Origin of the sequence: Nocardia sp. NPDC059691, from assembly GCF_042733915.1 — a bacterium.
In the GTDB taxonomy this organism is placed as follows: domain Bacteria; phylum Actinomycetota; class Actinomycetes; order Mycobacteriales; family Mycobacteriaceae; genus Nocardia; species Nocardia sichangensis.
The window spans coordinates 219,377-246,143 of record NZ_JBHWFB010000009.1; the positions used below are offsets into that span (position 1 = coordinate 219,377).

General features: G+C 69.3%; 21 protein-coding genes. 6 read left to right on the plus strand and 15 right to left on the minus strand.

Translation table 11 applies throughout. The features are described from left to right. Positions 1-40: 40 nt before the first annotated feature. The 7 genes from ACFV2O_RS21355 to ACFV2O_RS21385 are packed head-to-tail and all read right to left on the minus strand — an operon-like array spanning position 41 to position 13,282. The gene (locus ACFV2O_RS21355; RefSeq protein WP_379253290.1) at positions 41-844 is read right to left on the minus strand and encodes an SDR family oxidoreductase; all 804 of its coding nucleotides are present in this window, start codon (positions 842-844) and stop codon (positions 41-43) included. 9 nt (positions 845-853) lie between these two features. Beyond that, a complete protein-coding gene (locus ACFV2O_RS21360; protein WP_379253291.1) occupies positions 854-1,816 on the minus strand; it encodes a DUF1702 family protein in 963 nt (320 codons plus the stop codon). A gap of 34 nt (positions 1,817-1,850) precedes the next feature. Continuing rightward, positions 1,851-2,345, minus strand: a complete 495-nt coding sequence (locus ACFV2O_RS21365; RefSeq protein ID WP_379253292.1) for a flavin reductase family protein — start codon at positions 2,343-2,345, stop codon at positions 1,851-1,853. Beyond that, positions 2,342-3,532 (minus strand): enediyne biosynthesis protein, encoded by a 1,191-nt coding sequence (locus ACFV2O_RS21370; protein WP_379253294.1) that lies wholly within the window; start codon positions 3,530-3,532, stop codon positions 2,342-2,344. Before ACFV2O_RS21370 ends, ACFV2O_RS21365 begins: the two co-directional genes overlap by 4 nt. Beyond that, positions 3,529-5,541, minus strand: a complete 2,013-nt coding sequence (locus ACFV2O_RS21375; protein ID WP_356961060.1) for a CRTAC1 family protein — start codon at positions 5,539-5,541, stop codon at positions 3,529-3,531. Before ACFV2O_RS21375 ends, ACFV2O_RS21370 begins: the two co-directional genes overlap by 4 nt. Then, positions 5,538-6,962 (minus strand): aminotransferase class I/II-fold pyridoxal phosphate-dependent enzyme, encoded by a 1,425-nt coding sequence (locus tag ACFV2O_RS21380; RefSeq protein WP_379253295.1) that lies wholly within the window; start codon positions 6,960-6,962, stop codon positions 5,538-5,540. The genes ACFV2O_RS21375 and ACFV2O_RS21380 overlap by 4 nt, the downstream gene beginning before the upstream one ends. Beyond that, positions 6,959-13,282, minus strand: coding sequence for an SDR family NAD(P)-dependent oxidoreductase (locus ACFV2O_RS21385; RefSeq protein ID WP_379253296.1), 6,324 nt, complete (start codon positions 13,280-13,282; stop codon positions 6,959-6,961). Before ACFV2O_RS21385 ends, ACFV2O_RS21380 begins: the two co-directional genes overlap by 4 nt. A gap of 456 nt (positions 13,283-13,738) precedes the next feature. On the opposite strand from ACFV2O_RS21385, the gene ACFV2O_RS21390 reads away from it, so the two are divergent. Beyond that, positions 13,739-14,287, plus strand: coding sequence for an ester cyclase (locus tag ACFV2O_RS21390; RefSeq protein ID WP_379253297.1), 549 nt, complete (start codon positions 13,739-13,741; stop codon positions 14,285-14,287). 13 nt (positions 14,288-14,300) lie between these two features. On the opposite strand, the gene ACFV2O_RS21395 is transcribed toward ACFV2O_RS21390, so the two are convergent. Continuing rightward, complete coding sequence (locus tag ACFV2O_RS21395; RefSeq protein WP_379253298.1) at positions 14,301-15,029, minus strand: TetR/AcrR family transcriptional regulator; 729 nt, start codon at positions 15,027-15,029, stop codon at positions 14,301-14,303. A 636-nt stretch (positions 15,030-15,665) separates the two neighbouring features. Here ACFV2O_RS21395 and ACFV2O_RS21400 point away from each other — a divergent pair. Beyond that, a complete protein-coding gene (locus ACFV2O_RS21400; protein WP_379253299.1) occupies positions 15,666-16,790 on the plus strand; it encodes an MAB_1171c family putative transporter in 1,125 nt (374 codons plus the stop codon). Here the strand turns inward: ACFV2O_RS21400 and ACFV2O_RS21405 are convergent. Then, the gene (locus tag ACFV2O_RS21405) at positions 16,787-17,188 is read right to left on the minus strand and encodes a PaaI family thioesterase (protein ID WP_379253300.1); all 402 of its coding nucleotides are present in this window, start codon (positions 17,186-17,188) and stop codon (positions 16,787-16,789) included. The genes ACFV2O_RS21400 and ACFV2O_RS21405 overlap by 4 nt on opposite strands. 179 nt (positions 17,189-17,367) lie before the next feature. Here ACFV2O_RS21405 and ACFV2O_RS21410 point away from each other — a divergent pair, with 179 nt between their 5' ends. Then, positions 17,368-18,225 carry a cyclopropane mycolic acid synthase family methyltransferase gene (locus ACFV2O_RS21410; protein WP_356961068.1) on the plus strand — a complete coding sequence of 286 codons (858 nt, stop codon included), beginning with the start codon at positions 17,368-17,370 and terminating at the stop codon, positions 18,223-18,225. Between the two features lie 33 nt (positions 18,226-18,258). Here the strand turns inward: ACFV2O_RS21410 and ACFV2O_RS21415 are convergent, their stop codons facing one another. Then, on the minus strand, positions 18,259-19,008 hold the full coding sequence (locus ACFV2O_RS21415) for an SDR family oxidoreductase (protein ID WP_379253301.1): 750 nt from the start codon (positions 19,006-19,008) through the stop codon (positions 18,259-18,261). 57 nt (positions 19,009-19,065) lie between these two features. Then, the gene (locus ACFV2O_RS21420) at positions 19,066-19,437 is read right to left on the minus strand and encodes a hypothetical protein (protein WP_379253302.1); all 372 of its coding nucleotides are present in this window, start codon (positions 19,435-19,437) and stop codon (positions 19,066-19,068) included. Positions 19,438-19,874: 437 nt separating this feature from the next. On the opposite strand from ACFV2O_RS21420, the gene ACFV2O_RS21425 reads away from it, so the two are divergent. The 3 genes from ACFV2O_RS21425 to ACFV2O_RS21435 all read left to right on the plus strand — a co-directional run bounded on the left by ACFV2O_RS21425 (position 19,875) and on the right by ACFV2O_RS21435 (position 22,739). Continuing rightward, entirely contained in the window at positions 19,875-21,233 is a 1,359-nt protein-coding gene (locus ACFV2O_RS21425) for an N-acetylmuramoyl-L-alanine amidase (protein ID WP_379253303.1), read from the plus strand. A 94-nt stretch (positions 21,234-21,327) separates the two neighbouring features. Continuing rightward, positions 21,328-22,362 (plus strand): CobW family GTP-binding protein, encoded by a 1,035-nt coding sequence (locus ACFV2O_RS21430; RefSeq protein WP_379253304.1) that lies wholly within the window; start codon positions 21,328-21,330, stop codon positions 22,360-22,362. A gap of 185 nt (positions 22,363-22,547) precedes the next feature. Then, positions 22,548-22,739: a hypothetical protein gene (locus ACFV2O_RS21435; protein WP_355077710.1), complete on the plus strand. Its 192-nt coding sequence runs from the start codon at positions 22,548-22,550 to the stop codon at positions 22,737-22,739. Here the strand turns inward: ACFV2O_RS21435 and ACFV2O_RS21440 are convergent. The 4 genes from ACFV2O_RS21440 to glp form a co-directional block, all read right to left on the minus strand. Next, positions 22,729-23,742 (minus strand): AraC family transcriptional regulator ligand-binding domain-containing protein, encoded by a 1,014-nt coding sequence (locus ACFV2O_RS21440; protein WP_379253306.1) that lies wholly within the window; start codon positions 23,740-23,742, stop codon positions 22,729-22,731. The two genes, ACFV2O_RS21435 and ACFV2O_RS21440, sit on opposite strands and share 11 nt — an antisense overlap. A 121-nt stretch (positions 23,743-23,863) precedes the next feature. After that, the gene (locus ACFV2O_RS21445) at positions 23,864-24,298 is read right to left on the minus strand and encodes a molybdenum cofactor biosynthesis protein MoaE (RefSeq protein ID WP_355077707.1); all 435 of its coding nucleotides are present in this window, start codon (positions 24,296-24,298) and stop codon (positions 23,864-23,866) included. Further along, on the minus strand, positions 24,285-25,307 hold the full coding sequence (gene moaCB / locus ACFV2O_RS21450) for a bifunctional molybdenum cofactor biosynthesis protein MoaC/MoaB (protein ID WP_379253307.1): 1,023 nt from the start codon (positions 25,305-25,307) through the stop codon (positions 24,285-24,287). The genes ACFV2O_RS21445 and moaCB overlap by 14 nt, the downstream gene beginning before the upstream one ends. Next, positions 25,304-26,548, minus strand: a complete 1,245-nt coding sequence (glp, locus tag ACFV2O_RS21455; RefSeq protein WP_379253308.1) for a gephyrin-like molybdotransferase Glp — start codon at positions 26,546-26,548, stop codon at positions 25,304-25,306. The genes moaCB and glp overlap by 4 nt, the downstream gene beginning before the upstream one ends. Positions 26,549-26,767: the final 219 nt, after the last annotated feature.

Sequence of the window (26,767 nt, forward strand, 5' to 3'; positions counted from 1 at the left end):
CGCAAGTCGATGGGTGAGCGGGCCTTTGCCGGGTCGGCGTTCAGCTGCCGCGCAGTGCCTTGGCTATGGTGCGGCGCATGAACGGCCGCGCCATGTCCTCGGGCAGGTTCGCCCAGGCCAGGAAGAATCGCGTGAGCGGGTCGAGCGCGATGTGGTGGCGGCCGCGTTCCAGGCCGCGCACGGCGGCCTCGGCGACGCGCTCGGCAGGCATCGGCTCGATCGACCCGGTGATCGCCTTGGTTTCGACCGGCTTACGGGTGTTCTCCATGGCCAGCCCCGGTGTGTCGGTGTCGGCCGGATAGATCACCGTGACGTCCACGCCTTTCGGCTCCACTTCGTAGCGTAGGCACAACGCCAGCTGCCGGATGCTCGCCTTGGTCGGTCCGTAGGCGGTATACCCGGTGATGCCGAGAAACGCCGAGGTGGAGCTGACCAAAAGGATCTTTCCCCTGGACCGCTCCACCATGCCGGGCAGCACCCGCCGCACCGCGTGCACCGCACCGAGATAGTTCGCCGACATCTGCACCTCGAACTCGTCGGGCCGCACTTCGAGGAACCGCCCGGGCAGCGCGAGACCGGCGCAGCAGGCGATGACCTCGCACGGTCCGTTGCGCTGCTCCAGTTCCGTGATGGCCGAGGCGAGTTGGTCCGCGCTCGTGACGTCCGCGGCGGCCCAGTCCGCGCCCAGTCGTTTCGCGGTGTCGCGCAGCGGAAGCTTCCGCCGCGCGATGAGCGAGACCTGCGCCCCACGCCCCGCGAAGGCCTCCGCCACCGCGGCGCCGATCCCTTCCGATCCTCCGGTGACGATGACGTGCTTGCCGACCCAGTCCTTGACCCGTGCCATCGCGGCGACTCAGGCTCGACTGGCGGTGACGATGTCGGCGATCCGGTCTCGCCACAGCAGATAGGTGGCGGAGCTGCCGTCGTCGGGCAGATCATCGAGCGAACTCTCGATCAGCGCGTCGGTCTTCGCCACGGTGGTTCCGCAGAAGACCTGCGCCGCCGCCTCGCTGTGCTCGTTGACGCTGTTGGTCTGCTGCCGGATGCGGGCGACCATGGCCGAGCCCAGCGACAACTGCGGCCGGAACTCACCGGCCGCGTCCCAGAGTTCCTCCATCGCAGCCGATTCCACGCCGCCCGCGAAGGTGACGGCGATGCCGACGCCGCTCCACAGATCGGCGTGCCGTTTCGGCTCGAACTCGCCGATCAGCCGCACGACACCGGCCGGGCTGCCGCCGCCGATGAACCACAGCGCGCGGCCCATGCCCTGGTCCGCGATGCGCTTCAGGTTGTCGCGGTCGCCGAGCCAGCCGGGGTAGCGGGTCTCGACGTGCTTGTCCCGCACGTAGCGCTGCATCTGGAAGAACGCCTTGTAGAAGCCGTAGCCGTCGATGGCGAGCCAGCGGAACAGCGGGTGCTGCGGGAACAGCTTCTTCCACCGGAACTTCGGGATCTTCGCCATGGCGAGGCCGACGCCGACGTACATGGTCAGCGCGTATTCGCTGGCCGGGCCGTCGATCAGGTCGGCGGCGCGCCGGCCGGGCGAGAGCGAGTCGACAGCGGTGAGGCCGACCGCCGCGCCCTCGTAGGCGAACCCGCGGTACTTCGGCGGCACCCGCAAGAGGGTGGCGATCAGCTCGTCGTTGTCGGAGCTGCGGACCGCGGAGTCGATGCCGCCGACCAAATGCATCGTCACCTGCTCGAGTTCGAGCGCGGTGTGCTGGTCGGGCTGCTCGAATCCGCTGAGCACTTGGCGGACACTGGCCGGACTGGGGACGAACAGGGCCGCGCGCAGCGGACCCAACGGCGAGGGCATGGGGTTCTCCAATCGTCGGAGGAGTGGGGGATCGTCACAGGATCAAGCGACGGAAGCCGCCGTCGAAGAAGGTCAGCGCTCCCGTGGCGGCCAGTTCGGCGTCGCGTTCGGCGTGTACGACCTCGCCGACGACGATGCTGTGGTCGCCGCTGTCGAATACGGCGTCGAGCTTGCACTCCAAGCCCGCGGCCGCGTGCGCCAGCATCGGCGCCGCGGTGTGCGGTCCGGGGAACCACTCGACCTGGTCGAATTGCGCGCTGCCGTCGGGGCGCGCCGAGTCGGCGAAATACCGGGCCACCGGCTCCTGGCCCGCCGAAAGCACCGAAACGGCGAACGCGCCCGCCTCGTGGATCGCCCGGTGCAGACGCGCCGTATGGGCGACGCACACCAGGATCAGCGGGGGATCCAGCGAGACGGACGTGAACGCGTTGGCGGTCATGCCGTGCGGCCGTGGCCACCCGGTGGTGACCACGGTGACACCGGTGGTGAACGCGCCGAGCACGCGGCGCAGCTCGGCGCGGTCGGTCATGAGCGGGCGGCCTCCTTCTCCGCTTCGGGTTCACCCGCGATGTCGGCCTCCAGGTCGTCGGCCACCACGGGCTGCTCCGCCGCTTCCGGCGCGGCGCCCCCTTGCCGCCACCATTCGGCGATGCCGCGCACCCACCAGTAGACGCCGCGCGCGCCGCAGACGATGACCAGCGCGATGAACAACCCGTAGGAGATGTGCAGCGCGGTGACCACGCCGTACATGATGCCGACCGAGGCGCCGAACATGATCTGCTGCTTCTTGCCCGACGGGGTGGTGCCAGGGTCGGTGACCATGTAGTTGGTGAACAGGACGAACGCCAGACCGGTCATCATGCTCAGGCCGGCCAGGATCGAGATGTTCGGTTCGATGAGCCCGCGCACGATGGCCTGCAGCGCGAACGCGCCCACCCACGCCATGATCAGCGGCATCTTCAGCGTCAGCTTGGCGTTGAGCATGGTGCCGGTCGTGAGCAGGCCGAGCACGATGAGCGCGTCCGCCGGTCCGGTGATGTATTCGGTGAAGTGGTACGGCGGTGCGACCGCGATCATCGGGAACACCAGGAAGCACACCACGACACCGAAGTTCGACGGGTTCATGAAGTGGCGCATCTTGCCGTTGATCTTGGCGCGCAGCACCCACTTCGTGCCGACCGCGACCACGACGCCGAAGATCACTGGCCACAGCTTGTCGTGCGCGAAGGTCAGGAAGTTGAACGCCAAGCCGGTGATGTGCGCGGGCAACAGGAACTCGAACAACCCACGCGGCCCGCGGCCGCGGAAGGCGGGCGCACGCTTGTACGCCCAGGCCGCCAGGACCTCCAGCCCGATCTCGGTGGTGTAGGCGGTGGCCAGTGCGATGAACGGCCACAGGAACGGCTGCTCGAAACCGAGCAGCGGGAACCCGATCAGGTTGAAGATCGTGATCGAGATGGCGAAGTTGCGCAGCGCCAGGTAGCGCGGATCCTTCGTCGCTGCGGGCTTTTCCATCCATTCCTTGGCGAATTCGGTGCCCGAGCGCTGCATCGACGAGATGCGTTCGGCGGTGGTCGTCGGTGCGGCCGTGCCGTTGCTTTCGGGAGCGGCGCCGTTGCCGTTGGCCGCGCCGTTGCCGTTGGCCGCCGATGTTTCGTGATGACCGTTCGAGGCGGCTTTCGCCTCGCCCGGATCCTTGTTGTCGTTGTCGCTCATCGCTGCTTGACCTCCTGCGCGTCCGAGGCGAGGTTCACGGTGTGCCAGCCCGGCGCGAGCTGGAGGGATTGATCGTGCGGGGTGCCGTTGGTCTCCCGCCAGCGGAGCGTGACGTTCAACGGGGCGGCCGGATCGACCTCGCCGAGGCCGATGTGCACCTCGGTGGCCCGCTTGCCGGTGTGCCCGCTGCCGCCGTCGAGGTGGCTGGTGAGCAACCGGCCGTCCGGGGTGCGGACCTCGACCTGGGCGTCCACCGCCGGAACGCCCTGCGGGGGCAGACCGGCGACGGTGGTCGTGGCCGCGTTGCCCTCCCAAGCCTGCTTGAACAGCTTCAGGCCGAGGAACTGGCCGCCCTTCGCCTTGTTGTTGTGGTAGAAGGTCGGGTCGCCCCACTGGCGGGCGACGGCGAAGCTGAGCGCGCCGTTGCCGGAGGTATCGCCGACCGCGATGCCGCGCGACGGCACCGGGGTGTCCATGCCGAGCGCGTGGGTGAGGTTGGCGAACTTGCCGTCGTCACCGCGGCTGAAGAAGCCGACCGGATTGCTGCCCGCCAGATCGGCGTCCGAGCTGATGATCGGCCAGGCCCAGGGGTACCTGGTCAGGTCGTCGTTCATGGTGCCGAGTTCCTGGATCTGCGGCCACCGGTTGGTCTCACCCTTGATCATGCCGGTCGCCTGGATCAGTTCGTTGCGGCCGTCGTTGTCGAAGTCATCGATCTTGGCGTCCCAGCCCCAGGTCTCCCAGGCCAGCCCGACGTCCGTGGCGCGGTTCTTGAACGGCGCGATGCCCTCGGCCAGTTGACGTGCCGCGTCGGCGGTGTCTTTGGCCGTGTTGTAGAACGCGAAGTGGCCTTCCATGAGCGCGAAGCGCACGGCGATGTTGCTGACGAACAGGTCGGGCATGCCGTCGCCGTTCAGGTCGCCGAAGTCGGCCGCCATGCCCTTGTCCGAATCATGGCCCATCACATAGGACTTCGGCTCGGTGATGCCGCGTTCGCCCTCGGCGTAGCCGAAGCGGATCTGGCCCGGTGTGGACTTGTTGACGAACAGGCGGTCGCGCCCGAAGTCGTTGGCCACGTACAGCTCGGGAAGCTGATCGCCGTTCAGGTCGGCCGCGGCGGCGGCCAGCGCCCATCCGGTGTCCATGCCGATCGGGAACGGGTTGGCCACCTCGCGGTACTCGGCGGTCGGCTCGTCACCCGATTTGGCGGAGGCGAGGGTGAAGATGCGATCCTTGCCGCCGTTGCGCGCGTTGGACAGCGAGTCGGTCATCCACAGCGCGAGCTGGCCGTCCTTGGAGAGCACGTCCATGTCGTTGAAGTACTGGCCCAGGTAGATGTCCGGCTTGCCGTCACCGTCGAAGTCGGACACCGAGACCGCCGCGGTGATCCAGCGCTGGCCCTCGTAGTGCCCGTCCGGGGTGTTCGGGGACGGCACGATGTCCACCGGGCGGAACGCCTTGGCGTCCAGGTGGGTCGCGTTGGCGCGCTGCAGGTACAGAATCGGCGTGCGGCCGTAGTACGACACCAGCGCGTCCATGCGGCCGTCACCGTTGAAGTCGCCCGGGATGCAGCCGGACGGAACCGTGGAGGAGTCGGCGGGCAGCGGCCGCGGATCGAGCACGAAGGGCTCGTAGCGGGCGGTATTGCTGTCCGGCGTCGGCGTGATGAAAGCCGTGTCGGAGCGGGGGTCGACCACGCACAGGTCGTCGGCCAGCCGGTTGCCGTCGAAGTCGTTCATCGCGATGGCCGCGCCGACCGAGGAGATCCAGGCCGACAGGTGCTTGTACGGCTCGCGCAGCTCGCGGATCTTGCGGTCGGTCGGCAGGCCCTTTGGCAGCGCGATCGGCATCGCGGTGAAGTCGAACTTGCTCGCGATGGGGCCGCCCGCCTCGTCGTAGGTGGGCAGCAGCGCCGACCGTGCGGGAATGAACAGCGAGCCCATCAGCAGCAGCGCCACCCCGGGCACCACCGCCTTTCGGAGGAGGGATCGATTGATGGGAATTTTCACGAGTGCTGCTCCTCATGGGCGAGTGTGAATTGCTGTCCCGCGGTGTCCGCGAGTCCGTCGAGCACCTCGCGCAGCGTGGCCAGCGCCTGGTCCATTTGCTGCTCGGTGTGCCTGCAGTTGATGAAGAACCGCAGCCTGGCCTCTCCCGCCGGGACGACCGGGTGGGTGATGGCGTTCACGCTGAAGTCGCGTTGCAGCATGGCCAATGCCGCCAGCACGGCCGGTTCGTCGGCGCCGGTCATCACCGGGATGATCGGCGAACCCTCCGACGTGCCGATGTCGAAGCCGTAGTCCTTGGCGCGGCGGTGGAAGTACTCGCTGTTGTGCCGCAGCCGCGCCACGCGTTCCGGCTCGTCGCGCAGGACCCCGAGCCCGGCCAAGGCGGCGCCGATCGCCGACGGGGCCGGGGCGGCGGTGTACATGCTCAAACCGCCCGCGACGTACTTGAATCCGTCGACCAGTTCCCGGTTGCCCGCGAGGTAGCCGCCGACGCTGCCGAGCGCTTTGGACAGGGTGCCCATCCAGACGTCCACGGCGTCGCCGGGTAGGTCGAACAGCTCGCGCACACCGTGTCCGGTGGCGCCGAGGGTGCCGAACGAATGCGCCTCGTCGATCATGATCGAGCAGTCGTAGCGCCGGGCCACCTCGATGATCTCGGGCAACCGCACCACGTCGCCGTCCATGCTGTAGAGGCCCTCGATGATCACCATGGCCCGGTCGAAGCTACGCCGCGACATCTTGAGGATCGTCTCGAGCGACTCCGGATCGTTGTGCCGGAAGGAAACTCGCTTGCAGCGCGACCACTCCGTGCCGGAGACCACGCTGTGGTGGATCAGCGCGTCACAGACCGCGAGATCGCGCTTGCCGAGCAGGAATCCGACCGCGGCGGCGTTGGTGAGGTAGCCGCTCGCGGTCACCAGCGCCGCCTCGGTGTCGTAGATGCGCGCGATCTCGGCTTCCAGTTCGCGATAGATCGGCAGCTCGCCCGCCACGATCCTGACCGCGGCGGCGGAGGTGCCGTACTGATCGATCGCGTCCTTGGCGGCCTGTCGTACCCGGGGGTCGGCGGCCAGGTCCAGGTAGCCGAAGCTGCTGAAGTTCACCACGTCCCGATCTGCCATCCGGGTCACCGCGCCGCTGATGCCCTCGTGCGGCAGGTAGTACGGGTTGACGAGACCGACCTCGTTGACCCAGGCGTCGAACCGCCCGAACCGCTGCGCGGCCTCGAGCACGCCGGGGTGGTCACGGAACGACGTGTGCGCGACTCCGCGCGACGCGCTGTTGCCGTTGCCGGTCGCCGCGGTAGGGACGGCGGGGCCGTCCGCGGCACGCGCGCCGTTGCCGGTCGCCGGGGCGGTGTTCTCACCGTTGGCGTGCCTGGCCAGCAGTGCGCGGGCCAGTTCCCTGTTGTTGCCGGTCATTCGTCCTCGCTCCTCGCCGCGCGCTCTTCTTCCTGGACAATCTGCTCGGCAATTCGCGCGCCGAGCCCGCGCAACGTCAGTCCGATCACGGCGAGCACCGACAGCTGGGTGCCGAGCACTTGCACCACGCGGGCGCCGAACTCCATGCCCATCAGCGAATCCATGCCGAGTTCGGGCAGCGGGGTGTTCAGGTCGATCGTCTCGGCGTCGACGCCGAGCACCGCGGCCAGCTGCTCGGCGAGCAGGTAGGCCACCACCTCGCCGCGCTGCTCCACCCCCAGTTGGAGGATCTCCGCCCGCAGCGCGCCCGCGCCCGACGCCCCGCCGCCCGCGGCCGCCACCTGGTCGGCGAAACGCGGTGTGCGGGTGGACGGGCGATGCGCCAGCGCCCACTGACTCCAGTCCACGTCGAACAGCACGATCTGCGGCAGGTTCAGCCGCAGGCACTCGCCCAGCAGATCGGTGGCCACGTCCATGTCCACCGAGCGGTAACCGGTCATCTCCGCATATCGGCTGACCGCCTCGTAATCGGCCATGCCGCCGCCACCGCTCATGAAGCCCCAGTTCACCGCGAGTGCGGCGACGCCGCGGGCCCGGCGGGCGGACGCGATCATGTCCAGCACGGAATTCGCGGCCGCGTAACCGAATTGGGGCGAGATGCCGACGATGCTGCTCGCCGAGGAGAACAGCACGAACATGTCGAGGTCGATGTCGGCGGCGGTGACGGCGGTGTCCAGGTTGACCGCACCGGCGACCTTGGGCCCGAAGATCTCCGCCAGCGACTCCGCGGTGATCTGCGGGACCTCGAGGTTGTTCACCACGCCGGCCGCGTGGAACACCCCGCGCAGGGGATGTCCGCTGACCTGAATGCGTTCGACCAGCGCGGCGACGGCGTCGTAGTCGGCCATGTCGAGACGCTCCTCGACGACCTCCACGCCCGTGGCGGTGAGCTCGGCGACCGCGGCGCGGGCCGCGTCACCGGTCGCGCCGCTGCGTCCGGCCAGCACCACGCGCCGCGCGCCGATCCGCACCAGCCAGCGCGCGGTGGCCAGACCGAACGCGCCGAAGCCGCCGGTGACCAGGTAGCTGGCCGCGGGGTCGATCGGCAGACTCGGCCGCTTGGCCAGCACGGTCGGTTCCGGCTCCCGCAGATCGAGGACGACCCGGCCGATCTGCTTGGACCGCACCACGGTCTCGAACGCCTCGGCGGTCGACGTGAGCGGGAACGCGGTGTACGGCAGGTACTCGTAGGTGCCGTCGTTCAGCGCGTCCATCGCCCGGCGCGCCGCGCGGCGGACCAGTTCGGGGCGCACGGCCAGGGCGCGGTCCATGTCCACGGCGAAGAACGACAGGTTCCGGTCGAAGGGGCGCAGGTCGATCGCGCCGCCGCCGTAGATGTCGGCCTTGCCGATCTCGATGATCCGCCCGAACTCGGCGGCCGCCCGCAGGTTCTGCTGAAGGATCTCGCCGGGGGAGGAGTTGTAGATTACGTCGACGCCACGTCCCGCGGTCAGGCCGAGCACGTCGTCGACGAAGCTGATCGAACGCGAGTTGACCACCTCGTGCGCCCCCGCCGTCGCGGCCACCGCTCGGCGCTCTTCCGAGCCCGCCGTCGCGATCACCCGCGCACCGAGGCGCACCGCCACTTGGACCGCGGCCATGCCCATGCCGCCCGCCGCGCCGTGGATCAGCACCGTCTCACCCGGTCGCAGGTGCGCGAGCTCGCCGAAGGCGAATTCGGCGGTGAGGAAGGGCAGTACCGAGCTGGAGTGGCACGGGTCGAGCTCGGTGTCCGGGTAGTCGAGTGGCATCGTGGCGCCCTCGTCGGGCCGGAGGGTGACGTACCTGCGAACCAGGTCCCTGGCACACACCGACATCTCGTCCCCGACGGCGACCTCGGTCACTCCCGGGCCGACGCGCTCGACCACGCCGAAACCGTCCATACCCAGGTCGGTGCCGAAATACGTGCCGGCCAGCTCCTTTTCGGTGAGCACACCGAGCACCTTGAGCGCGTCCTTGTAGTTCAGGCCCACCGCGTCCATCCGGATCTCGACCTCGCCCGGCCCCGGCGGCACGCGATCGACCGCGCGCCACGCCAGGTCCGACAGCAATCGGGAGCGCGGAACCTCCAGGCGGAAAGAGCCTTCCGGGTCGGTCAGCGGCGCGGCCTCGTCCCAGACCGCCAGATGGTCGCGCAGGGACTTGCGCAGATGCAGCGCCCAGCACGCGCCCGCCCGCAAGGCGACCTCGTCGGCTCGTCCGTCGCCGAACACCTGCTCCACGATGTCCGCGGCGCGCGTAGTGGATTCGGTGTCGACCAGTCGCCACTGCACCGCGGGCTGCTCGTTGCGCAGCGTGCGCCGGGCGCCGGTGAGCGCGGCCTGCGCGGGATGGGCGAAGGCGTCGACCGGCAGGCAGAACGCCTGCTCGGTGACCACCACCGCGCGCACCTCGGTCGCCGGGGCGTCGTCGTCCTCCTCGCCGACCACCAGTTCGCCGACCGCTTTGGCGACCTGGGCGAGCCCGTAGGCGTTGGGCACCGCGTCCAGTTCGGCGCCGGACACCACGACGAGGCGACCGCGCGTCACGCCGGGCCGTTCCTGCGCGGCGCGCAGGGCGGCGAGGACACGATCGGAGGCGTCGGCCTCCTCCGGTTCCAGGGTCAGGATCTCCGCCGACGCTCGCGCGCTGGCGATCTCCTTCGCGCGCTGGGAGACGGCGCCGCCCAGGCTGACCACGAGCAGGAACTCCTCCCCGCCCGCGGGTTCGTCGGCGGTCGCGGTGTCGTCGACGATGGACCACACCGGCTCGTAGAACAGCCCGTCGAGCTGCTCGTGCAGATCCGGATCGCCCCCGAGGGCGGCAAATCGTACACCTGAAAGATGCAGTGCCACGGCGCCTTCCGGCGAAGCGACGGTGATGTCCGCGCACAGCGGGTCGCCGTCGACGCGGCGGACGAGCACGACGGCCTGCTCGGGCAGCGGGCCGGTCCAGCGGACCCCGGCGACCGAGGACGGCACCACGACGCTCGCGCCGTGCGCGGTCTGCGCGTACAGCGCCGCGAAACATTGCAGCGCGGCGTCGACCGCCGCGGGATGGGCCAGATGCGGCAGGCTCGGCGCGCTCCCGGCCAGCGGCGTGAGATCCAGCCGGGCCAGCACGGAGTCGGAACCCACGCTGGCGGCGGTGATCAGCCGGAAGCTCGGTCCGTAGGCGAGGCCGTGCGCGGCCAGGCCGTCGTAGAGCGTCGCCGCGGACACCTCCACCGCGTCGGCCGCCGGGGTGAGGTCGACGGAGCGCGCGTCGACGTCCGCCTCGATCAGCCTGCCGTACGCGTTGACGGTCCAGGTGGTCGCGGTGGCGGCGCGCGAACGCAGGGTGAACCTGTGGGTGGTCTCCTCGACGGTGAGACGCAATACCGGCACGTCGTGCCTGCCGATCACCAGCGGCGCGACGAACTGGACCGACTCCAGCCCGAAGCAGGCGCGACCGGTCCGCACCGCGACGGCGCTGAGCGCGGCGTCCAGATAGGCCGCGCCCGGCAGCACGACGGAACCGTCCACCACGTGATCGGGCAGCCACGGCAGCGCGGCCACCGACAACTCGACTTCCCACTCCGGCGCGGACGCCGCGGTGCGCTGGCCGAGCATGACGTAGCCGTCGACCGCGCCGACGCGGTCCGCCTCGATCGCCGGGTCCTCGGTCCACAGCGTGCGGCGCTGCCACGGGTAGCGAGGCAGATCCAGATGCGCCACAGGCGTTTCCGGTGCGCCCGGCGCGTGCGCCGTGTCCAAGCCGCCCGTCTGGTACAGCTCGCCGACCGCGCGCAGCAGGTTGTCGCGGTCGTCGGTGTTGCGGGACAGGGTGCTGATCGCCGCGCCGTCCAGGCCGCGGCGCACGAACGCCTCCTTGATGTTGCCGCTGAGCACCGGGTGCGGTCCCACCTCGAGGAAGACCCGGTGGCCTGCGTCGAGCAGGCTGTCCACGGCCGCGCCGAACCGCACCGGCTCGCGCACGTTGCGGCACCAGTACTCGGCGTCCCAGTCGGGGCCGGACAGTTCCCCGCCGGTGACGGTGGACCAGATCGGCACCCGCGCGGGTCGCGGCGCGAGTCCGGCGAGCACCGTGGTGAGTTCGCCGAGGATGGGGTCCATCAGGTGACTGTGGTAGGGCACCTCGACGCGCAGCGCCCTGGCGAAGACGCCTTCGGCGGTGAGTTCCTCCCGAATACGGTCCAATTCGGCCGAGTCGCCGGACAGCGTCGCCGCGGAGTGGCTGTTGATCGCCGCGACGCAGACGCCCGCAACGCCCGCGAGACGCTCGCGCAGTTGGTCTTCCGAAAGGCCGACGGCGAGCATGCCGCCGGTGCCCGCGGTGGTGGCCTGCAACCGGGCGCGGTGATAGCTCACCAGCAGCGCGTCGTGCAGCGACAGCGAGCCCGAGGCGTAGGCCGCGGCCACTTCGCCGACGCTGTGGCCGACCACCGTGGCGGGGTGAATGCCGAGTTCGGCGAATTCGGCCAGGAGCGCGGCCTGGACCAGGAAGTTCGCCGGCTGCGCGTACGCGGTTCTGGTGATCTGCGACTCCGCCTCGGGGCGCAGCAGTTCCTCGACGATCGACCAGCCCGCGATGTCCCGGAAGATTTCGTCGATCGATCGCGCGGCGGCGGCGAAATGCCCGTCGGCCTCGAGCAGGCCACGGGCCATGCCCCACCACTGCGGGCCCATGCCGCTGAACACGAACACCGGCTGGGTGGAGCCGTCGGTGAGCGCGCGGGCGGGTGACTTGCTCGCGCCCGCCGCGAAATCGGCCAGCTGCGCGCGCAGATCGTCGGTGTCGCGGTAGGCGAACGCCGCGCGGATCGGATGGTGCGCCCGCTGCGTCCACGCCGCCTCGGTCACCGCGTCCGCGGGGATGGTCTCGGTCAGGTCGCGCACCTGGGTGGCCATCGTGCGCAACGCGGTCTCGTTGCGGGCCGACAGCGGCAGCACCGTGATCGGCCCGCGCGTCCGCTCCTGCGCGGGCGCTTCCGGCGCGCGGGTGAGGACCGCATGGGCGTTGGTGCCGCCGTAGCCGAAGCTGTTGACCGCCACCGCGGCCCGGCCGTCGTCGTTGGGCAGCGGTTCGGTCTCCAGCGGAATGCGCACCCGCAGCTCGTCGAACCGGATCTCCGGGTTCGGGTTGTCCAGCCGCAGTTGCGGTGCGATGACGCCGTGGTGCAGCGTCAGCGCGGCCTTGATGAGACCCGCGACGCCCGCGGCGGCCTCGGTGTGGCCGATGTTGTTCTTCACCGAGCCGACCGGCAGCGGTTCGTCGCGGCCCTCGACCGCGCCGTACACCGCGCCGAGGGCGGCCAATTCGAGCGGGTCGCCGACGGGTGTGCCGGTGCCGTGCGCCTCCACATAGCGGACGTCGTGCGCGTCGATGCCCGCCAGCCGGTGCACGCGCCGGGCCAGCGCCTCCTGCGCGGCCGGGTTGGGCACCGGGATGGCCAGCGTACGGCCGTCCTGGTTCACGCCGCTGCCGCGCACCACCGCGTAGATCCGGTCGCGGTCGCGGACCGCCGCGTCCAGCGTCTTCAGCACCACGGCGCCGGCGCCCTCACCGCGCCCGTAGCCGTCGGCGGCCGCGTCGAAGGACTTGCACCGGCCGTCGACGGAGAGGAAGCGGCCCTTGCACATGGAGATGAACGCCTCGGGGCGCAGCATCGCGTTGGCGCCGCCGACGATCGCCGTCTCGCACTCGCCCGACTCCAGCGCCAGCACCGCCTGGTGCAGCGCGACCAAGGAGGAGGAGCAGGCGGTGTCGATGGTCATGGTGGGCCCGAGCAGATCCAGCAGGAACGCGATGCGGGCCGACAGCAGCGTGTGTGACGAGCTGGTCGGGCTGTGGCTGTTGATCGAGGCCCTGGCCACCGAGCCGCTGCGTACCAGCGCGTTGTCGTTCATGAAGCCGCCGACGAACACGCCGACCTCGCGGCCGCCGACCCGGCCCGCCATCCCCGCGTCGTCGAGCGCTTCCCAGGCGACCTCGAGCAGCAGCCGCTGCTGCGGATCCATGATCGACGCCTCACGCTGGGAGATGCCGAAGAACTCGGCGTCGAAGTCCCACAGCGACTGGGTCAGGAATCCACCATGCCTGGTGTACATCCGCCCCGGGGCGTCCGGGTCCGGGTCGTAGAACTTCGCGAGGTTCCAGCGGTCCGCCGGTACTTCCACGATCCCGTCGCCCTTGTGCACGACGAGATCCCAGAAAGTGTCCGGTCCGTCGATGCCGCCCGGAAAACGGCAGCCGATACCGACAATTGCTACATTGGGCATGAAAAATCCCCTGATGCTCGGGCATTCGGAAACGCAGACGGTTTCACGTCGGCGTCGTCGAATCAGCGTGGAGACAGCCGGAATCGCGGCGCCGGTAAACCTGTTCGGCCATTGGCGCCGTCCGGCGGTGAAGTGGTTCCGCGGTAGGAGGTCAGTGTCCACCCATGGTAGGAGGGGTGATTCGCGAAGGTCAATACGGAATCATGCGGGCGATTACCGAAAACCATTGCTGGGCAAGTAATGCCGAATCCATCATCAACGCAGTTCAGAGGGGGTATGACGGGATTATTCTGGCGTTATTACAGAGTTATCGAGCGGTGGAACCGGTGTGAATTACATCGTTATTCCGATGTTATTCCGTACCGTCCGGCTCCGGAGCGCCGGAAGGTGTTGAGTGCGCGGTCCATTCGTGGCTACGATGGCTCGTCGAAAAGCACTGGCTGAAAGGCGATGGGCGTGGATTCGTACAACACCGGGCAGTTCCGCATCGAGGCGGAGGCCGAACCCATCGAAAGCCTGGAGTGGCTGCTGGCGTTCACCGAGCAATACATCGCGGGGTGGAACAGCGGTGACGGCGCGGCGGTCGCGAAATGCGTCACCGAGGACACGATCTGGCACGACCCCTCGCTGGACGCGCCCGCGCACGGCCGGACGGGTGTGGAGAAGTTCGTCGCCGACACGGTGCGCTCGTTCCCGGATGTCGCCTACACCAACCCCTTTCCGCCGGTACTCGCCGCGGACGGCCGGCTGGCCTTGGTGCCGTGGCGGATGACCGGCACCCATCTCGGCCCCATCGACCCGCCCGGTTTCGGCCCGACCGGCAAGAAGCTCGATCTGCTTGTCATCGACGCGTGGCAGTTCCGTTCCGGGCTGATCTGGCGCAGCCAGGCCACCTGGGATCTCACGGAGATGCTGCTGCAATTGGGTCTGATGCCGCCGCGGGGTAGCGCCGCCGAGCGCGCGATGGCGCGCGCCCAGCGATTCAGGTCCAAGCTGCCCTTCTGATCCGGGCGGTGGTTCACTCGCCGAACAGCGTGGCGAACCGCTCCACCGCGAGCAGGACCGAAGCGCCGACGGATTTCAGCTCGGCGCCCATGCCTACGAGCAGATTCACGATCGCGGGCACCAGCACTTCGAGCAGACCGTCGTCGCCCAGGTGACCGGCCATCTCCAGTTGGACGAAGCCGAACAGTCCCATCCACAGCTGCGCCGCGGCGGACCGCACGTCCGGGGTGTTGATCAGCCCGGCGTCCTGCGCGCGCTGCACCGCCCCGACCACGTGGTCGAAGGTTTCCGCGTAGTGCTCGAACTCCGAATCGTGCCCGGCCACGAGCACATTGCCGCGGTTGATCTTCAGGTCGATGCGTGTCCCGGTGCCGAACATCAGCTGGAAGAGTTCCGGCCGCCGCTGGGCCTCGTCGCGGAACACCAGGCCGAGCACGAGCAGGTCGGTGATCGGCTCGTCGCTCACCCCGGCCGCGGTCATGCGCTCGGCCAGTTGCGCGAAGCCCGCGGAACCCGCCGCCCGGATCAGGCCGGGCATCCCGCCGAAGTTGGAGTACACCGCCATCGTGGAGACCCCGCACATACGGGAAACGCGGCGGACGGTGAGCGCGTGCAAACCTTCGGTCGACACCACCTCGACGGTCGCGTCGATCAGGCGATCGCGCAGCGCGGTGTTCATCGTGTCCGTCCCGGCGGCCGGGCGCACGGCTAGTTCGGTTGTTCCGGCAGTCTGCTTGCTCATCGCTTCCGTTTCCCCCGGCGCCATCACGCCGTGACGCATAGATGCACTGGTGCGCTGTCTTCCGGAAGGCGGTATCGCCGCTCGACCGAGGGCGCCCCGGTCCTGATCAGCGCGCGGGCCACCGGTCTCGGCGCCGGGGGAACGAAGTCGATTTCGATCGATGCACCATCGATTCGCTCGGGCCGGAAAGCTGACCGTGGTTCATCGCGCACAGATATCTCCGTTCTTGCCGCACGAACGGGCGGGCAGAGCATGAGGTAGAGCCGCGTTCGCGGGCTACGAAGAGCAGACGCACCCGCCGGGAGGTGCGTGTCGGAGGTGAGTGTCGTCACTGAAACTCTATGTGATACAGCGTAACATCCACAGCGATTCCGCCGAATGTTTTGTGTCCTTATGTAATTCGCTGTTCGGCACGCTGTTGTGACGTTCGCCGACGGCGCGGCGGAAGTTCTGGGGCCGGTGACAAACGATGTCCGCCCCGCGCTCGGCACGCGATGTCGATAATTGGACAAATAAGACATCGGTTCGGTGCACGCCTCGGCTATCGGTTGCCGCCGATTCTTGTTCAGCGTGGTCACGAACACGCGACAACGTTATCGTTCGCAAGGGACAGTTTCGTGGGTGGGAGGTCGGCCGATGGCGGCATCGATTCCGGGAATCATCGCGTGGCCGGTCGTCGGCTTCGTCGCGGCCGTCTTCGCGGGCCGGTGGTTGCTGGTACACGACACGATCGTCGACCGGCTGCTGAACAAGCTGTTCGGGTGGGGATTGCTGAGTCTGCTGCTGTATCGCTGCGGCATGACGCCCGGCATCGCGAGTCTCGCCCATCAGCTCGCGCTGGGTTGCACGGTGATGTCATCGATGTGCGTGCAAGGGATCGTCCGCATCTGGGCGTTGGGCGCGGAACCGGCCGCGGTCCGGCGCAGGCACCGCGTCTGCTGTCTGCTGGCGGCCGCGTCCACCGCCGCGATCCTGCTGGCGGGCACGTCGGCGCGACAGGAGGGCAGGCTGGTCGAGCTGACCCTGGACACCGAGGGCGTGGTGGTGTGGACCGCGTTCGGACTCCCGCTGCTGCTGAACGTCTGGCTCCTGGCCCGCATGTGCGCGCAGGAACTGCGGGCCGGTGGCATCGGATTGGCGGGAAAGCTGGTGTGTGGCACGCTGATCTGGGCGGCGACCCTTTTCGGGGCGAATCTGGTGCTGTCGACGGTATGGGTCGTCACCGGATGGCAAGGCTTGGGCGCGCAGATGGTCAGGGTCGAAACGACGGTCACCCTGTGCCTGATGGTCGACGCGACGTTGGTCGCGATTCCGCTGGTCCAGACGTTGCTGGCGATGGCGGAACTGGATCGGGCCGGACGCGCCGGTCGCAGGCTGCGCCCGCTGTGGCGGGATCTCACCACCGCGGTGCCCGAGATCGTGCTGCGGCCCGCGGCCGGTGAGCAGGCCGACCCGGAGACCCGGCTCATGCGCATGACCGTGGAGATCCAGGACGCGCTGCTGCAACTCGGCCGCTACGCCCCGACGTCGGCGACGGCAGGCTCGGGATGTCCGCTGACCGACTACGCGCACCAAGTGGCGTACGCGGCGCTCGCGCGCGAGGCGGGAGCGGCCCCGATCGGATCGTCCCCGGCCCGGTTGCCGGTCCCGGCGCCCGATTTCGACGCCGGGCTGCGGCAACTGCTCGGTCTCGCCCGGGTGTGGCCCGTGGCCCGCGCGGCGGCGGGCGAGCGGGTCCACTCGGCCGTCGGCGTCGGCTAGAGCACCGCTTGGGTCTGGGTGACCTTCGCGACCAGCTTGTCCGCGTCGTCCCGGATCACCGTCTCGACCACGACGAACGAGCGTCCGGCGTGCAGCGGCGTGGCCGACGCGACGGCGTATCCGGAACGGACCGCGCGCAGGAAGTTCGTCTTCGACTCCACCGTGGTGGTGCCCTGCTTGCCCTCCGGCAGGTTGAGGAACGCGCAGACCGCGCCGGTGGCGTCGGCCAGCGACATCAGCACCCCGCCGTGCAGCACGCCGCCCAGCGTGCACAGCGACTCGTCCCAGGCCAGGCGGCTGCGCACCAGCTCGGGCCCGTGCGCGAGCACCTCGACGCCGAGGCGTTCGGTGAACGGCATGGTCTGGTGGAACAACTTGGTGCCCGTCTCATCGATCATGTCCGCGATCTTGCCTGCCGCGGGTCACGGAGTCGATTACCTCGCGGGTAATCGACCTTCTTCCGCCGCCGTTGCCGAACGGTGACCCGCACATCGGTTGCGTATCGGTCCGCGTGCGGCGAAACGCGGCGGCGGCGCGCGGGTATCAGCTGATGAACCCGATGAACAGGAGAAACGCGATGACCAACCTCCAACCGTTCTATCGGCAGGTGCAGGCCCACTACGACCTCTCCGACGAGTTCTACGCACTCTTCCTCGACCCGACGATGACCTACAGCTGCGCCTGGTTCGAGCGACCGGACATGACGTTGGAGCAAGCGCAGCGCGCGAAGATCGACCTGGCCCTGGGCAAGCTCGACCTGCGGCCGGGGATGACCCTGCTGGACGTCGGCTGCGGGTGGGGGTCGACGATGCTGCGCGCCGCCACGGCCTACGGCGCCACGGTCGTGGGTCTGACGCTCAGTCGCAACCAGTACGACTACGTCAGGGACAAGATCGAGCGCGAGCGCATCCCCGGTGTGCAGGTCCGGCTGCAGGGTTGGGAGGAATACGAGGGCGAAGTCGACCGGATCGTCAGCATCGGCGCGTTCGAACACTTCCGGCGGTCGCGCTACGAGACGTTCTTCCAGCGGTGTCACCGGATGCTGCCGCCGGACGGCAGGATGCTGCTGCACACGATCGTGGGGTGGACGTTGAAAGACATGCGGCGCATGGGCATCCCGGTGACCCGGGACGACGCGCTGTTCCAGATCTTCATCAAACGAGAGATCTTCCCCGGCGGGCAGCTGCCGCATCCCGCAGAGGTCACGCGGCTGGCCGGGCGCGCCGGGTTGGGCACGGAGAAGATGCAGGAATTGCGGCCGCACTACGCGCGCACCCTCGACTGCTGGGCCGAGGCGCTGCGGGCGCATCGGGAGGAGGCGGTCGCCCTGGCATCCGAGGAGGTCTACCAGCGGTACATGAAGTATCTGACCGGGTGCGCGGCGCAATTCCGCGCCGGTCGCATCGATATCGTGCAGTTCACGCTGGTCAAGTGACGCTCATTCAGAGCCGCCCCGGCGGGGGCCGGTTCAGCTCATCCGCGCCACCACGGCGTCGGGGAGATGGGGGAGCGCGAGGTCGATCAGCCGCCACGGCCACCCGGGGACGCAGGCTCGGCGTCGCTCCTGCTCGATGGCGGCCACCATCGCCGCCACGCCCTTGTCCAGGGGCGCGACCATCCGCGCGTCGCCCGCCTTGGCCGCCATATCGGTGGCGATGAAACCCGGCAGCAGGGTGGTCACCCGGATCGGCGAGCGTGCCAATTCGGTGGACAGTGCCTCGCCGAGCGCGGCGAGCCCCGCCTTGCTCGCCGAATAGGCCGCCTTCTTGCCGGGCAGCCCGCGCACCGCGCTCATCGACGCGACGAGTACCAGGTGCCCCGCCCGCTGCGCGCGGAAGATCTCCAGCGCCGCTTCCGCCTGCGCGAGCGCGCTGACGAAGTTCGTGGTGGCCGTCGCGAGATTCGCGTCGGCCCGTCCGGTGCCGATCAGCGCTCCCTTGCCGATCCCGGCGTTGACGATCACCCGGTCCAAGCCGCCGAGCTCGTCGCGCAGTTCGCCGAAGACGGCCGGCACCGCCGCGTGGTCGTCCACGTCGAGCGCGCGCACCGCGATGTTGATTCCGGGATGACTCGCCACCAGCTCGTCGCGCAACTGTGTGAGCGCGTCCAGCCTGCGGGCGCACAGCGCGAGGTCGCGGCCCTCGGCGGCGAAATCGCGCGCCATGGCGGCCCCGAGGCCCGCGCTCGCGCCGGTGATCAGAATCCTTTTTCGCGACATGCGGCTGACCTTATAAGGCACAGTCGGACGTCGTCCGTCGAGTGCGCCTCCGTCGTTTCAGTCGCCGGAGGAGCCGGTCGGCGGCGCTGTCGACAGCAACCGCCACGGCCCGCAGTTCTCGGTCTTGAACCCGACGTCGGTCGGCTTGATCCGCACCCGGACCGGGCCGAGCCGGGTGTAGTTGTTCGCGATGATGTACTGCATGTTCGTGTTGTCGCCCTCGACCTTCCACAACCTGCGCCAATCACACGCGTAGGCGGGGTCGCTCGTGCCGGGCGCCTCCCAGAGACCGGGGACGATATCGACGCCGACCGAATAGACGCCATCCTGCGAGATGGTGTTCGCGGGTTCGGCCGTCGCCGTCGCCGCCGCGAGCAGGGTCACCGCGGAACCCATGGCTCCCGCGAGGAGGAGCGCGCTAGCACGCATACCGGTTCTCCTTGACTTGTACTCCCGCCGCGTCCACGGGTCGTCGTGCTCCCGCCGTCGCGGCCGACTCGAGAGATCCTCCGCATCTCCGCGGCAAGCATTACCAGAACCGACCAGGTGGTGTGCCGGAATCCGCGTTTCCGGACCGGACCACACGGACATCGCTATCGCCCAGAAAATTCCGGGCAATCCCGACGTATCGGGAAGTCGCTACGGATTTCGGCGTGCCGATCGAGACAGTGCCGACCCACGTGCATTACGCTCTGCTATCTCTGCGCAAACCGCCGGGGAGGATCTGACCGCCGGGCGTCGCGCATGCTGTAACACTTCGATCACGCACCTTGCTTTGCTGATACATGCGTTGCCAGAGTGACCATTGGGTTTGGTGTTACAAGTGGGAAGGGAGGGGTGCTCCGTCCCGGGGCACCGACCGCACTATGAAGCCAAGCATCGTCAAAGCCGGTATCTGCGCCGCGGTCACGACCGCGGTGACGGTGACGTTGTCCGGATTGCTTCCGGCCAGCGCGCAGGCGGCGCCGTCGCCGCTGGACATGTCGAAGAAGCTCACAGGCAAGACCGTATTCCTGGACCCCGGCCACCAGGGGTCCAACCACTCCCAGGACTTGGCCAGACAGGTCAGCGATGGTCGCGGCGGCACCAAGGACTGCCAGACCACCGGCATGACCACGATGAACGGCGTTCCCGAGCACACCATCACCTGGAACGTCGCGCAGGTCGTCAAGACATCGCTGGAGACGCTCGGCGCGCACGTCGTGCTGAGCCGCCAGGACGATATGAACTGGGGCGGCTGCGTCGACGAACGGGCCCGCGCGGCGAGCCAGTCCGGCGCCGACGTCGCCGTGAGCATCCATGCCGACAGCGCGCCCGCGCAGGATCGCGGATTCCACCTGATCATCCCGGAGCTGCCCATCCCGAATCTGATCGTCGATCAGGTCCAGGCGGGAGCGGGACTCGCCGCGTCCAAGTCGGTGCGCGACGCGTATCGCGATGCGGGATTCCCGCCCGCAAACTACGGCGGGGTGGTGGACGGTCTGCAGACCCGCACGGACATCGCCGGGCCCGCGTTGACCACCGTTCCGCTCGTCTTCCTCGAGATGGGCAATGGCGCCAATCCCGAGGACGCGGCGTCGCTGGAGACACCGGACGGGCAGCTCAAGCACGCGATCGCGCTGACCACCGGCGTGGTCGGTTACCTGCTCGGCACACCGCAGCCGAGTGCCGCGCCGGATCAGCAGGGCGGCCAGAGCACCCCGCAGGGTGCGTCGTTCGACCATCCCGCGGTCGCCCCGGAAACGCCGCAGGCTCCGACGCCGGGAACGCCGCAGGCCCAGACGAACCCGTTCGCCCCCCAAGCCCAGACGAACCCGTTCGCTCCCCAGGCTCAGACGAACCCGGCGGTACCGCAGGCCCAGGTGATTCCCGCGGTGCCGCAGAGTTACACGACTCCCGGTGTGCCGCAGAGCCCTGCGGCCCCGGCGGTGCCGCAGGCGCAGTCGGTTCCCGGCACCACGACGCCGAAACCGGCTCCAGGAACGGCGACACCGCAGTCACCCGGTGCGTCGGCGGCGCCGAAATCGCCGGGTACTTCCGGAACCCAGTCGCCGGGCACGCCGAACGCACAGCAGTCCCCCGGGGCCGCCGGGGGCAACGCTTCGATCATGGAGTTGCTGATGCCGTTGGCGAAGATGCTCGGGCTGGACAACAACGCCATCAGCACGGAGTTGATCAATCTCGGTTACAGCCTGGCGGGCATGCTGCTGGGCCCCGCGAAATAGTCCGCGCACCGAACCCACCGGACGCCACCCTCACCACGGCGAGGGTGGCGTCCGGCTTTTCCCGCGGGTCTCGCGGCGCACTAGGGTGAGCGGAATGGCTGACCGGATTCCTGTTGTGCTCGTCGCGGGGTTTCTCGGTTCGGGGAAGACCACGCTGCTCAATCATTTGCTGCGAAACAACCGGGGGACCCGGATCGGCGTGGTGGTCAACGACTTCGGGGCGATCAACGTCGATTCGATGCTGGTCGCCGGGCAGGTCGACGCGATGGTCTCGCTCGGCAACGGCTGCGTGTGCTGCGCCGTCGACGTCACCGAACTGGACGAGCTGTTCACCCGGCTCACGCAGCCGCGCGCCGGAATCGACGTGATCGTGGTGGAGGCCAGCGGCTTGGCCGAGCCGCGCAATCTCATCCGGATGGTGGTCGGCAGCGACAATCCGCGCCTGCGCTACGGCGGCCTGGTCGAGGTGGTGGACGCCGAACAGTTCCCGGACAGCAGTGCCCGGCATCCGGAGCTGCGCACTCATGTGCGGCTGGCCGACCTGGTGGTGGTGAACAAGGCCGATCGGGTGGCGCCCGAGCAGCTCGCACGGCTGCGCGCGGACATCGCGGCGCTGGTCGGCTCGGTGCCGGTGTACGCGACCACTCACGGCCGGATCGATCCCGGACTGCTGTTCGACCGACCGCGACGCGAACGCCCGCTGGTGGCCGAGCAACTGAGCTTCGACGAACTGCTGGTCGAGCACGAGCACCACGACCACGCCGGGCACCGCCATCTGCACGACGACTACACCAGTGTCTCCTTCGCCAGCGACCGGGAGTTGGACCCGCGCAAACTGATCGGCTTCCTGGAGGACCCGCCACCGGGATTGTTCCGGGCCAAGGGCTTCGCCGCCTTCGGGGTGGCGGGCGAACGCAGGAAATTCGTCCTGCACATGGTCGGCCGCCACATCGTCTTCGAGCCGGGCGGCTGGTCGCGCGGCGAATCGCGGGGGGCGCAGCTGGTGCTCATCGGCGCCGGTCTGCACACCGACAAGGCCATGGCGCGGCTTCGTGGCACGGTGCACGACGACGCCGAACCGCTCGATTCGCAGAGCATGCTCGGGGTATGGCGTTATACGCCGTACTGAGCGCGCAGATTGGCGCGTTCGGTCGCGACATGTCGTGTTCGGTGCTGGTGACAGAGCGGTCTTTTCATGAGACTGGATGCGTGTCCGCCGGTCGGTGGGCACCGGGAGCGTATTGCCGCGCGCGGCGCCGCTCGGCAGCCGATCCGTTACCGACCGAATCGTCCTGCGACCGATGGGAGTTTCCCGTGTCAGATTCCATGGAGAGCGCCACCGCGTACGTCATCGAGGTGCTGGAGGCCAAGGGCACCGCCACCCGCGACGACTTCGACGTTCCCGCGATCGTCGCCGAGACCCACGCACTCACCAACAGCTGGGATTTCCGGGCGATCGAGGACGCGACCTTCTGGTCGATCGCCGCGCGTTTCCTCAGGCCGTGAAGCTCCGCTCGGTGCGCGGAGCGTGGGTGGCCAGCGACCAGCGCCGAGCCGCGCGCCGCAGCGATCCCGGGTCGGAGTAGCCGAGGATCTCGGCTTGGCGCGAGGGGCTCAGCGGCCCCGTGGCGGTCGCGGCGACCAGCCGCGCGCCGCGCGCCCGGTCCAGCTCGGCGCGCCACGTGGTACCCGCCTCGCGCAACCGCCGCTGGAGCGTGCGCGGGCTGGTGGCCAGCCTCCGCGCCACCCGCTCCAGGGACGCGTCGCCGTCCTCCAGGCAGTCCGCCAGGGCGGCCGCGACGCGTTCGGGCCATGCGGTGGCCAGCGGCGGCGGTGGCGGAAGCGCGGCGGCCAAGGGTTGCAGGATGCCGGCCAGGACCGGATCGCTGGTGGTCAGCGGCAGATCCATGTCCGAGGCGCGGAAGGTCATAGCGTCCACCGGCGCGTCGAACTCGATCGCGGTGGTGCCGAACACCTCGATGAAGGTGTCGATCTTGGTGGGCGCGTGCTGGCGCAGCGCGACCCGCACCGGGGCCAGCGGTTCACGCACCACGCGCCGTGCCCGGCTGAGCACCGCGCTCAGCCCCCAGAGTTGGGTGAGATCGCGGCCGCGGCCTTCCCCGTCGATCATGTCCAGGTACAAGGTGACTTCGTCGTCGTTCTCCGCGACCAGGTCGAATCGGTGGTTGGTAGTCACCGCGGTGACGTACGGACCGCAGGTCGCCAGTCCGGCCCCCAGTGTCGGCGCCGAGGAGAACAGATAGTCGTAGAGCCCCAGGCAGGTCAGTTCGTAGCGGCTCGCCACGTTCAGGGCGACGTCCGGATCGCCGAGTTCGAGTTCACCGATCTCCCACAGCCGGGAGAACATCTGGCTGGGCAGGTGCAGGTCGTCGCCCGCCATGGTCCACTCCGGCAATCCGGTTTCCCGGAGCAGCCGGTCGCGGTCCACCCCGGCCGCGATGAGTTGCGAGATGACGAACCGGTGGAGCAGAACCTGATCGGTTCCCATCGCGTGCTCCCTTCTGCCACGCGACCGATCGGCGCACCGTCGGTCTCCGAGTGAAGCGATACCGCGCGCACACGCTATACCGGACGTGTTGATTCGTCATGAGATTCACGTCACGGTCAGATCACCCGCAGGCGTTCACCCATTCCGACAGTCCGTCGGCGAACAGCTGGCGCTTCCAGATCGGAACTTCGTGTTTGATCCGGTCCACCAGTTCCGCGCACGCCGCGAACGCCGCGCCGCGATGCGCCGCCGCCACCGCGACGACGATCGCGCGGTCACCGATGTCGAGCGAGCCGACGCGGTGCACGGCCGCGACCGGCAGGCCGTGCGTGGCGGCGAGTTCGGCGCAGACGGTGTGCAGGAACCGCTCCGCCTGCGGGTGCGCGGAGTATTCCAGGGCCGAAACGGCTTGTCCGCCATCGTGGTCGCGGACTTTCCCGGTGAACACCACGACAGCGCCGTAATGCGATCCGGATACCGCCTCCTCGACCTCCGCTGGGTCCAGCGGCTGGTCGCTGATCCGGGCGAGCCGGACCGTAGCCTCAGCCGTTGTCATGACTTCCACCTCCGGCGACTTGTGCGAGCAGATGATCCAGCAGCGGTTCCAGCACCGCGATGCCGTCTTTCACGCCGCCCGGCGACCCGGGCAGATTCACGATCACCGAGTGTCCCGCGAGTCCCGCCACGCCGCGGCTCAGCGCCGCCAGCGGGAACTTCGCGGTGCCGCGCTGCCGGATCGCCTCCGCCACACCGGGTAGTTCGCGATCGAGCAAGGCGAGGGTGGCCTCCGGGGTGGCGTCGGTGGGGGAGGCTCCGGTCCCACCGGTGCTGATGACGAGTGCGGGTTCGAAGCGCAGCGCGTCGGCAAGCCCGAATTCGATCTCGGCGTCGGCGTAGACCAGCGGGCCCCGCACCGAGAAGCCGAGGCCGGACAGCCAGTCCACGAGCACCGGACCGGTGGTGTCGACGCGGGTGCCCGCCGCGACCCCGGTCGACGCGACCAGCACCACGGCCGAGCGTTCCTCCTCGTCGAATTCGGGCTCGGCGTAGTCGGCGGTGACCGGCTCGTCCTCGCTCTCGTCCGAGGCCGCGTCGGCGGGGCGCTCCCAATGACCGTGTTTGCCGCCTTCTTTGGCCAGCAGGCGCACGCCGGTGAGTACTGCCGCGGGGTCGACCGCCTTCACCATGTCGTGCAGGGTGAGACCCGCGACCGCGACGGCGGTGAGCGCCTCCATCTCGACACCCGTCGGACCCTTGGTCTTCGCGGTGGCCTCGATGGTGATGGCGGTGTCGGTGAAACCGAACTCCACCCGCACCGACGACAGCGCCAGCTGATGGCACAGCGGGATCAACTCGGAGGTCTTCTTCGCCCCCGCGATGCCCGCGATGCGGGCGGTGGACAGCACGTCCGCCTTCGGCATGTCGTCGGCCCGTACCAGCGCGACCACCTCGGCCGTGGTGCGCAACTCGCCTGCCGCGACGGCGATCCGGGTGGTCTCGCTCTTCGCGCTCACATCGACCATGCGGGCGCGACCTTCGTGGTCGACATGGGACAACTCGCTCATAAGGTCCACACTCGCACAACTGCGCCCGCGGGCAGAGCGGTGACCTCGGCGGGCACATCGATCAGCACGTCGGCTTTCGCCATGGCCGCCACGAGATGCGAGCCCGGACCGGACACCACCTCGACCGCACGCGGCCGTCCGGACGCGGACGACTCACTCGAGCGCCCACGGATCAGCCTCCCCCGCAGGAACTGACGCTTGCCCTCCGGCGAGCGCGGCACGGCGTTGAACAAGGGAAGCTCGTAGGTGTCCACCTCGGGCAGACCGGCGAGGCGCCGCAGGATCGGGCGGGCGAACACCTCGAACGACACCATCGTGCTGACGGGGTTGCCGGGGAAACTGAGCACCGGCACCCCGTCGACGACGGTCAGCCCTTGCGGGCCGCCCGGTTGCATCGCGACCGAGCCGAACCGTCCGCCCATCGGTTCGAGCACGTCCTTGACCACCTCGAAGTCGCCCTTGGACACACCACCGGAGGTGAACACCACATCGGCGCGCTCCATCGCGTCCGACAGCAGCCCGCGGAAACGCGCCGGATCGTCGGTACTGTGCGCCACCGAGACGACCTCGACGCCGTTCGCGGTGAGCGCCGCGGCGAGGGCGACGCCGTTGGAGTTGTAGATCTGGCCGGGGCGCAGCGGCTTTCCGGCCGCGACCAGCTCGTCGCCGGTGGTGATCACCGCGCCGCGCACCGCGCGGAAGACCGCCACCGCGGACAGCCCGACCGCGGCCAGGGCGGCGACATGCCGGGGCGCGAGCGTGGTGCCCGCCCGTGCGAGCAGGTCACCGGTCCGGACGTCCGTGCCGGGTTCCCGCACGAATTCCCCCGCGCTGCGTCCGCGCTCGATGGTCACCGTGCCGTCGCCGACGTGGGTGTCCTCCACCGGCACCACGCAGTCCGCGCCGGGCGGGATCGGCGCGCCGGTCATCACCTTCATCGCCGCACCGGGCGGCAGCGGCGCGCGGCCGGCGGCTCCCGCCGCGACGACGCCTGCCAAAGGCAGGGTGACCGGCGCGACCAGCACCGATTCGGCGCGCACCGCGTACCCGTCCATCGCGGAGTTGCGGAACACCGGCAGATCGATCGGCGAACGGACGTCTTCGGCCAGCTGCCTGCCCAGCGCCCGCGGCACCGCGACGGACTCGACCGCGCGCGCGGCCAGTGGCCGCAGCAGCTGTTCGATGCTGTCGCGATAGTCGTCGACGGGCCTGGCCGAGACGCCGGCGGGCCGAGGGTTCATGCGAGTCAGCCTAATGGGTGCGGTCGGACGTAATCCGTCCTCAGCCTGCGCATGGCCGGAGCGAAGGCGGAGGTACGCCTAACGCCCGGTCGGGGCGGTTCTCCGCCTCTGCCGCCATGCGCAGGTCGCCGGACGCCGTGGCGAGGCCTCACCGCCTGTCCGCGGCCGAAGTGAGCCGAAATCGAGCATTCCGCCCGCAGACGAATTGGGGCAGGCGGT

Coding starts and splice junctions, on each gene's coding strand:
- ACFV2O_RS21380 (WP_379253295.1), bottom strand. CDS start 6,962: ATGACCGGCAACAACAGGGAACTGGCCCGCGCACTGCTGGCCAGGCAC.
- ACFV2O_RS21420 (WP_379253302.1), bottom strand. CDS start 19,437: ATGCGTGCTAGCGCGCTCCTCCTCGCGGGAGCCATGGGTTCCGCGGTG.
- ACFV2O_RS21385 (WP_379253296.1), bottom strand. CDS start 13,282: ATGCCCAATGTAGCAATTGTCGGTATCGGCTGCCGTTTTCCGGGCGGC.
- glp (WP_379253308.1), bottom strand. CDS start 26,548: ATGAACCCTCGGCCCGCCGGCGTCTCGGCCAGGCCCGTCGACGACTAT.
- ACFV2O_RS21405 (WP_379253300.1), bottom strand. CDS start 17,188: ATGATCGATGAGACGGGCACCAAGTTGTTCCACCAGACCATGCCGTTC.
- ACFV2O_RS21445 (WP_355077707.1), bottom strand. CDS start 24,298: ATGACAACGGCTGAGGCTACGGTCCGGCTCGCCCGGATCAGCGACCAG.
- moaCB (WP_379253307.1), bottom strand. CDS start 25,307: ATGAGCGAGTTGTCCCATGTCGACCACGAAGGTCGCGCCCGCATGGTC.
- ACFV2O_RS21370 (WP_379253294.1), bottom strand. CDS start 3,532: ATGAGCGACAACGACAACAAGGATCCGGGCGAGGCGAAAGCCGCCTCG.
- ACFV2O_RS21410 (WP_356961068.1), top strand. CDS start 17,368: ATGACCAACCTCCAACCGTTCTATCGGCAGGTGCAGGCCCACTACGAC.
- ACFV2O_RS21365 (WP_379253292.1), bottom strand. CDS start 2,345: ATGACCGACCGCGCCGAGCTGCGCCGCGTGCTCGGCGCGTTCACCACC.
- ACFV2O_RS21395 (WP_379253298.1), bottom strand. CDS start 15,029: ATGAGCAAGCAGACTGCCGGAACAACCGAACTAGCCGTGCGCCCGGCC.
- ACFV2O_RS21355 (WP_379253290.1), bottom strand. CDS start 844: ATGGCACGGGTCAAGGACTGGGTCGGCAAGCACGTCATCGTCACCGGA.
- ACFV2O_RS21400 (WP_379253299.1), top strand. CDS start 15,666: ATGGCGGCATCGATTCCGGGAATCATCGCGTGGCCGGTCGTCGGCTTC.
- ACFV2O_RS21415 (WP_379253301.1), bottom strand. CDS start 19,008: ATGTCGCGAAAAAGGATTCTGATCACCGGCGCGAGCGCGGGCCTCGGG.
- ACFV2O_RS21360 (WP_379253291.1), bottom strand. CDS start 1,816: ATGCCCTCGCCGTTGGGTCCGCTGCGCGCGGCCCTGTTCGTCCCCAGT.
- ACFV2O_RS21425 (WP_379253303.1), top strand. CDS start 19,875: ATGAAGCCAAGCATCGTCAAAGCCGGTATCTGCGCCGCGGTCACGACC.
- ACFV2O_RS21430 (WP_379253304.1), top strand. CDS start 21,328: ATGGCTGACCGGATTCCTGTTGTGCTCGTCGCGGGGTTTCTCGGTTCG.
- ACFV2O_RS21440 (WP_379253306.1), bottom strand. CDS start 23,742: ATGGGAACCGATCAGGTTCTGCTCCACCGGTTCGTCATCTCGCAACTC.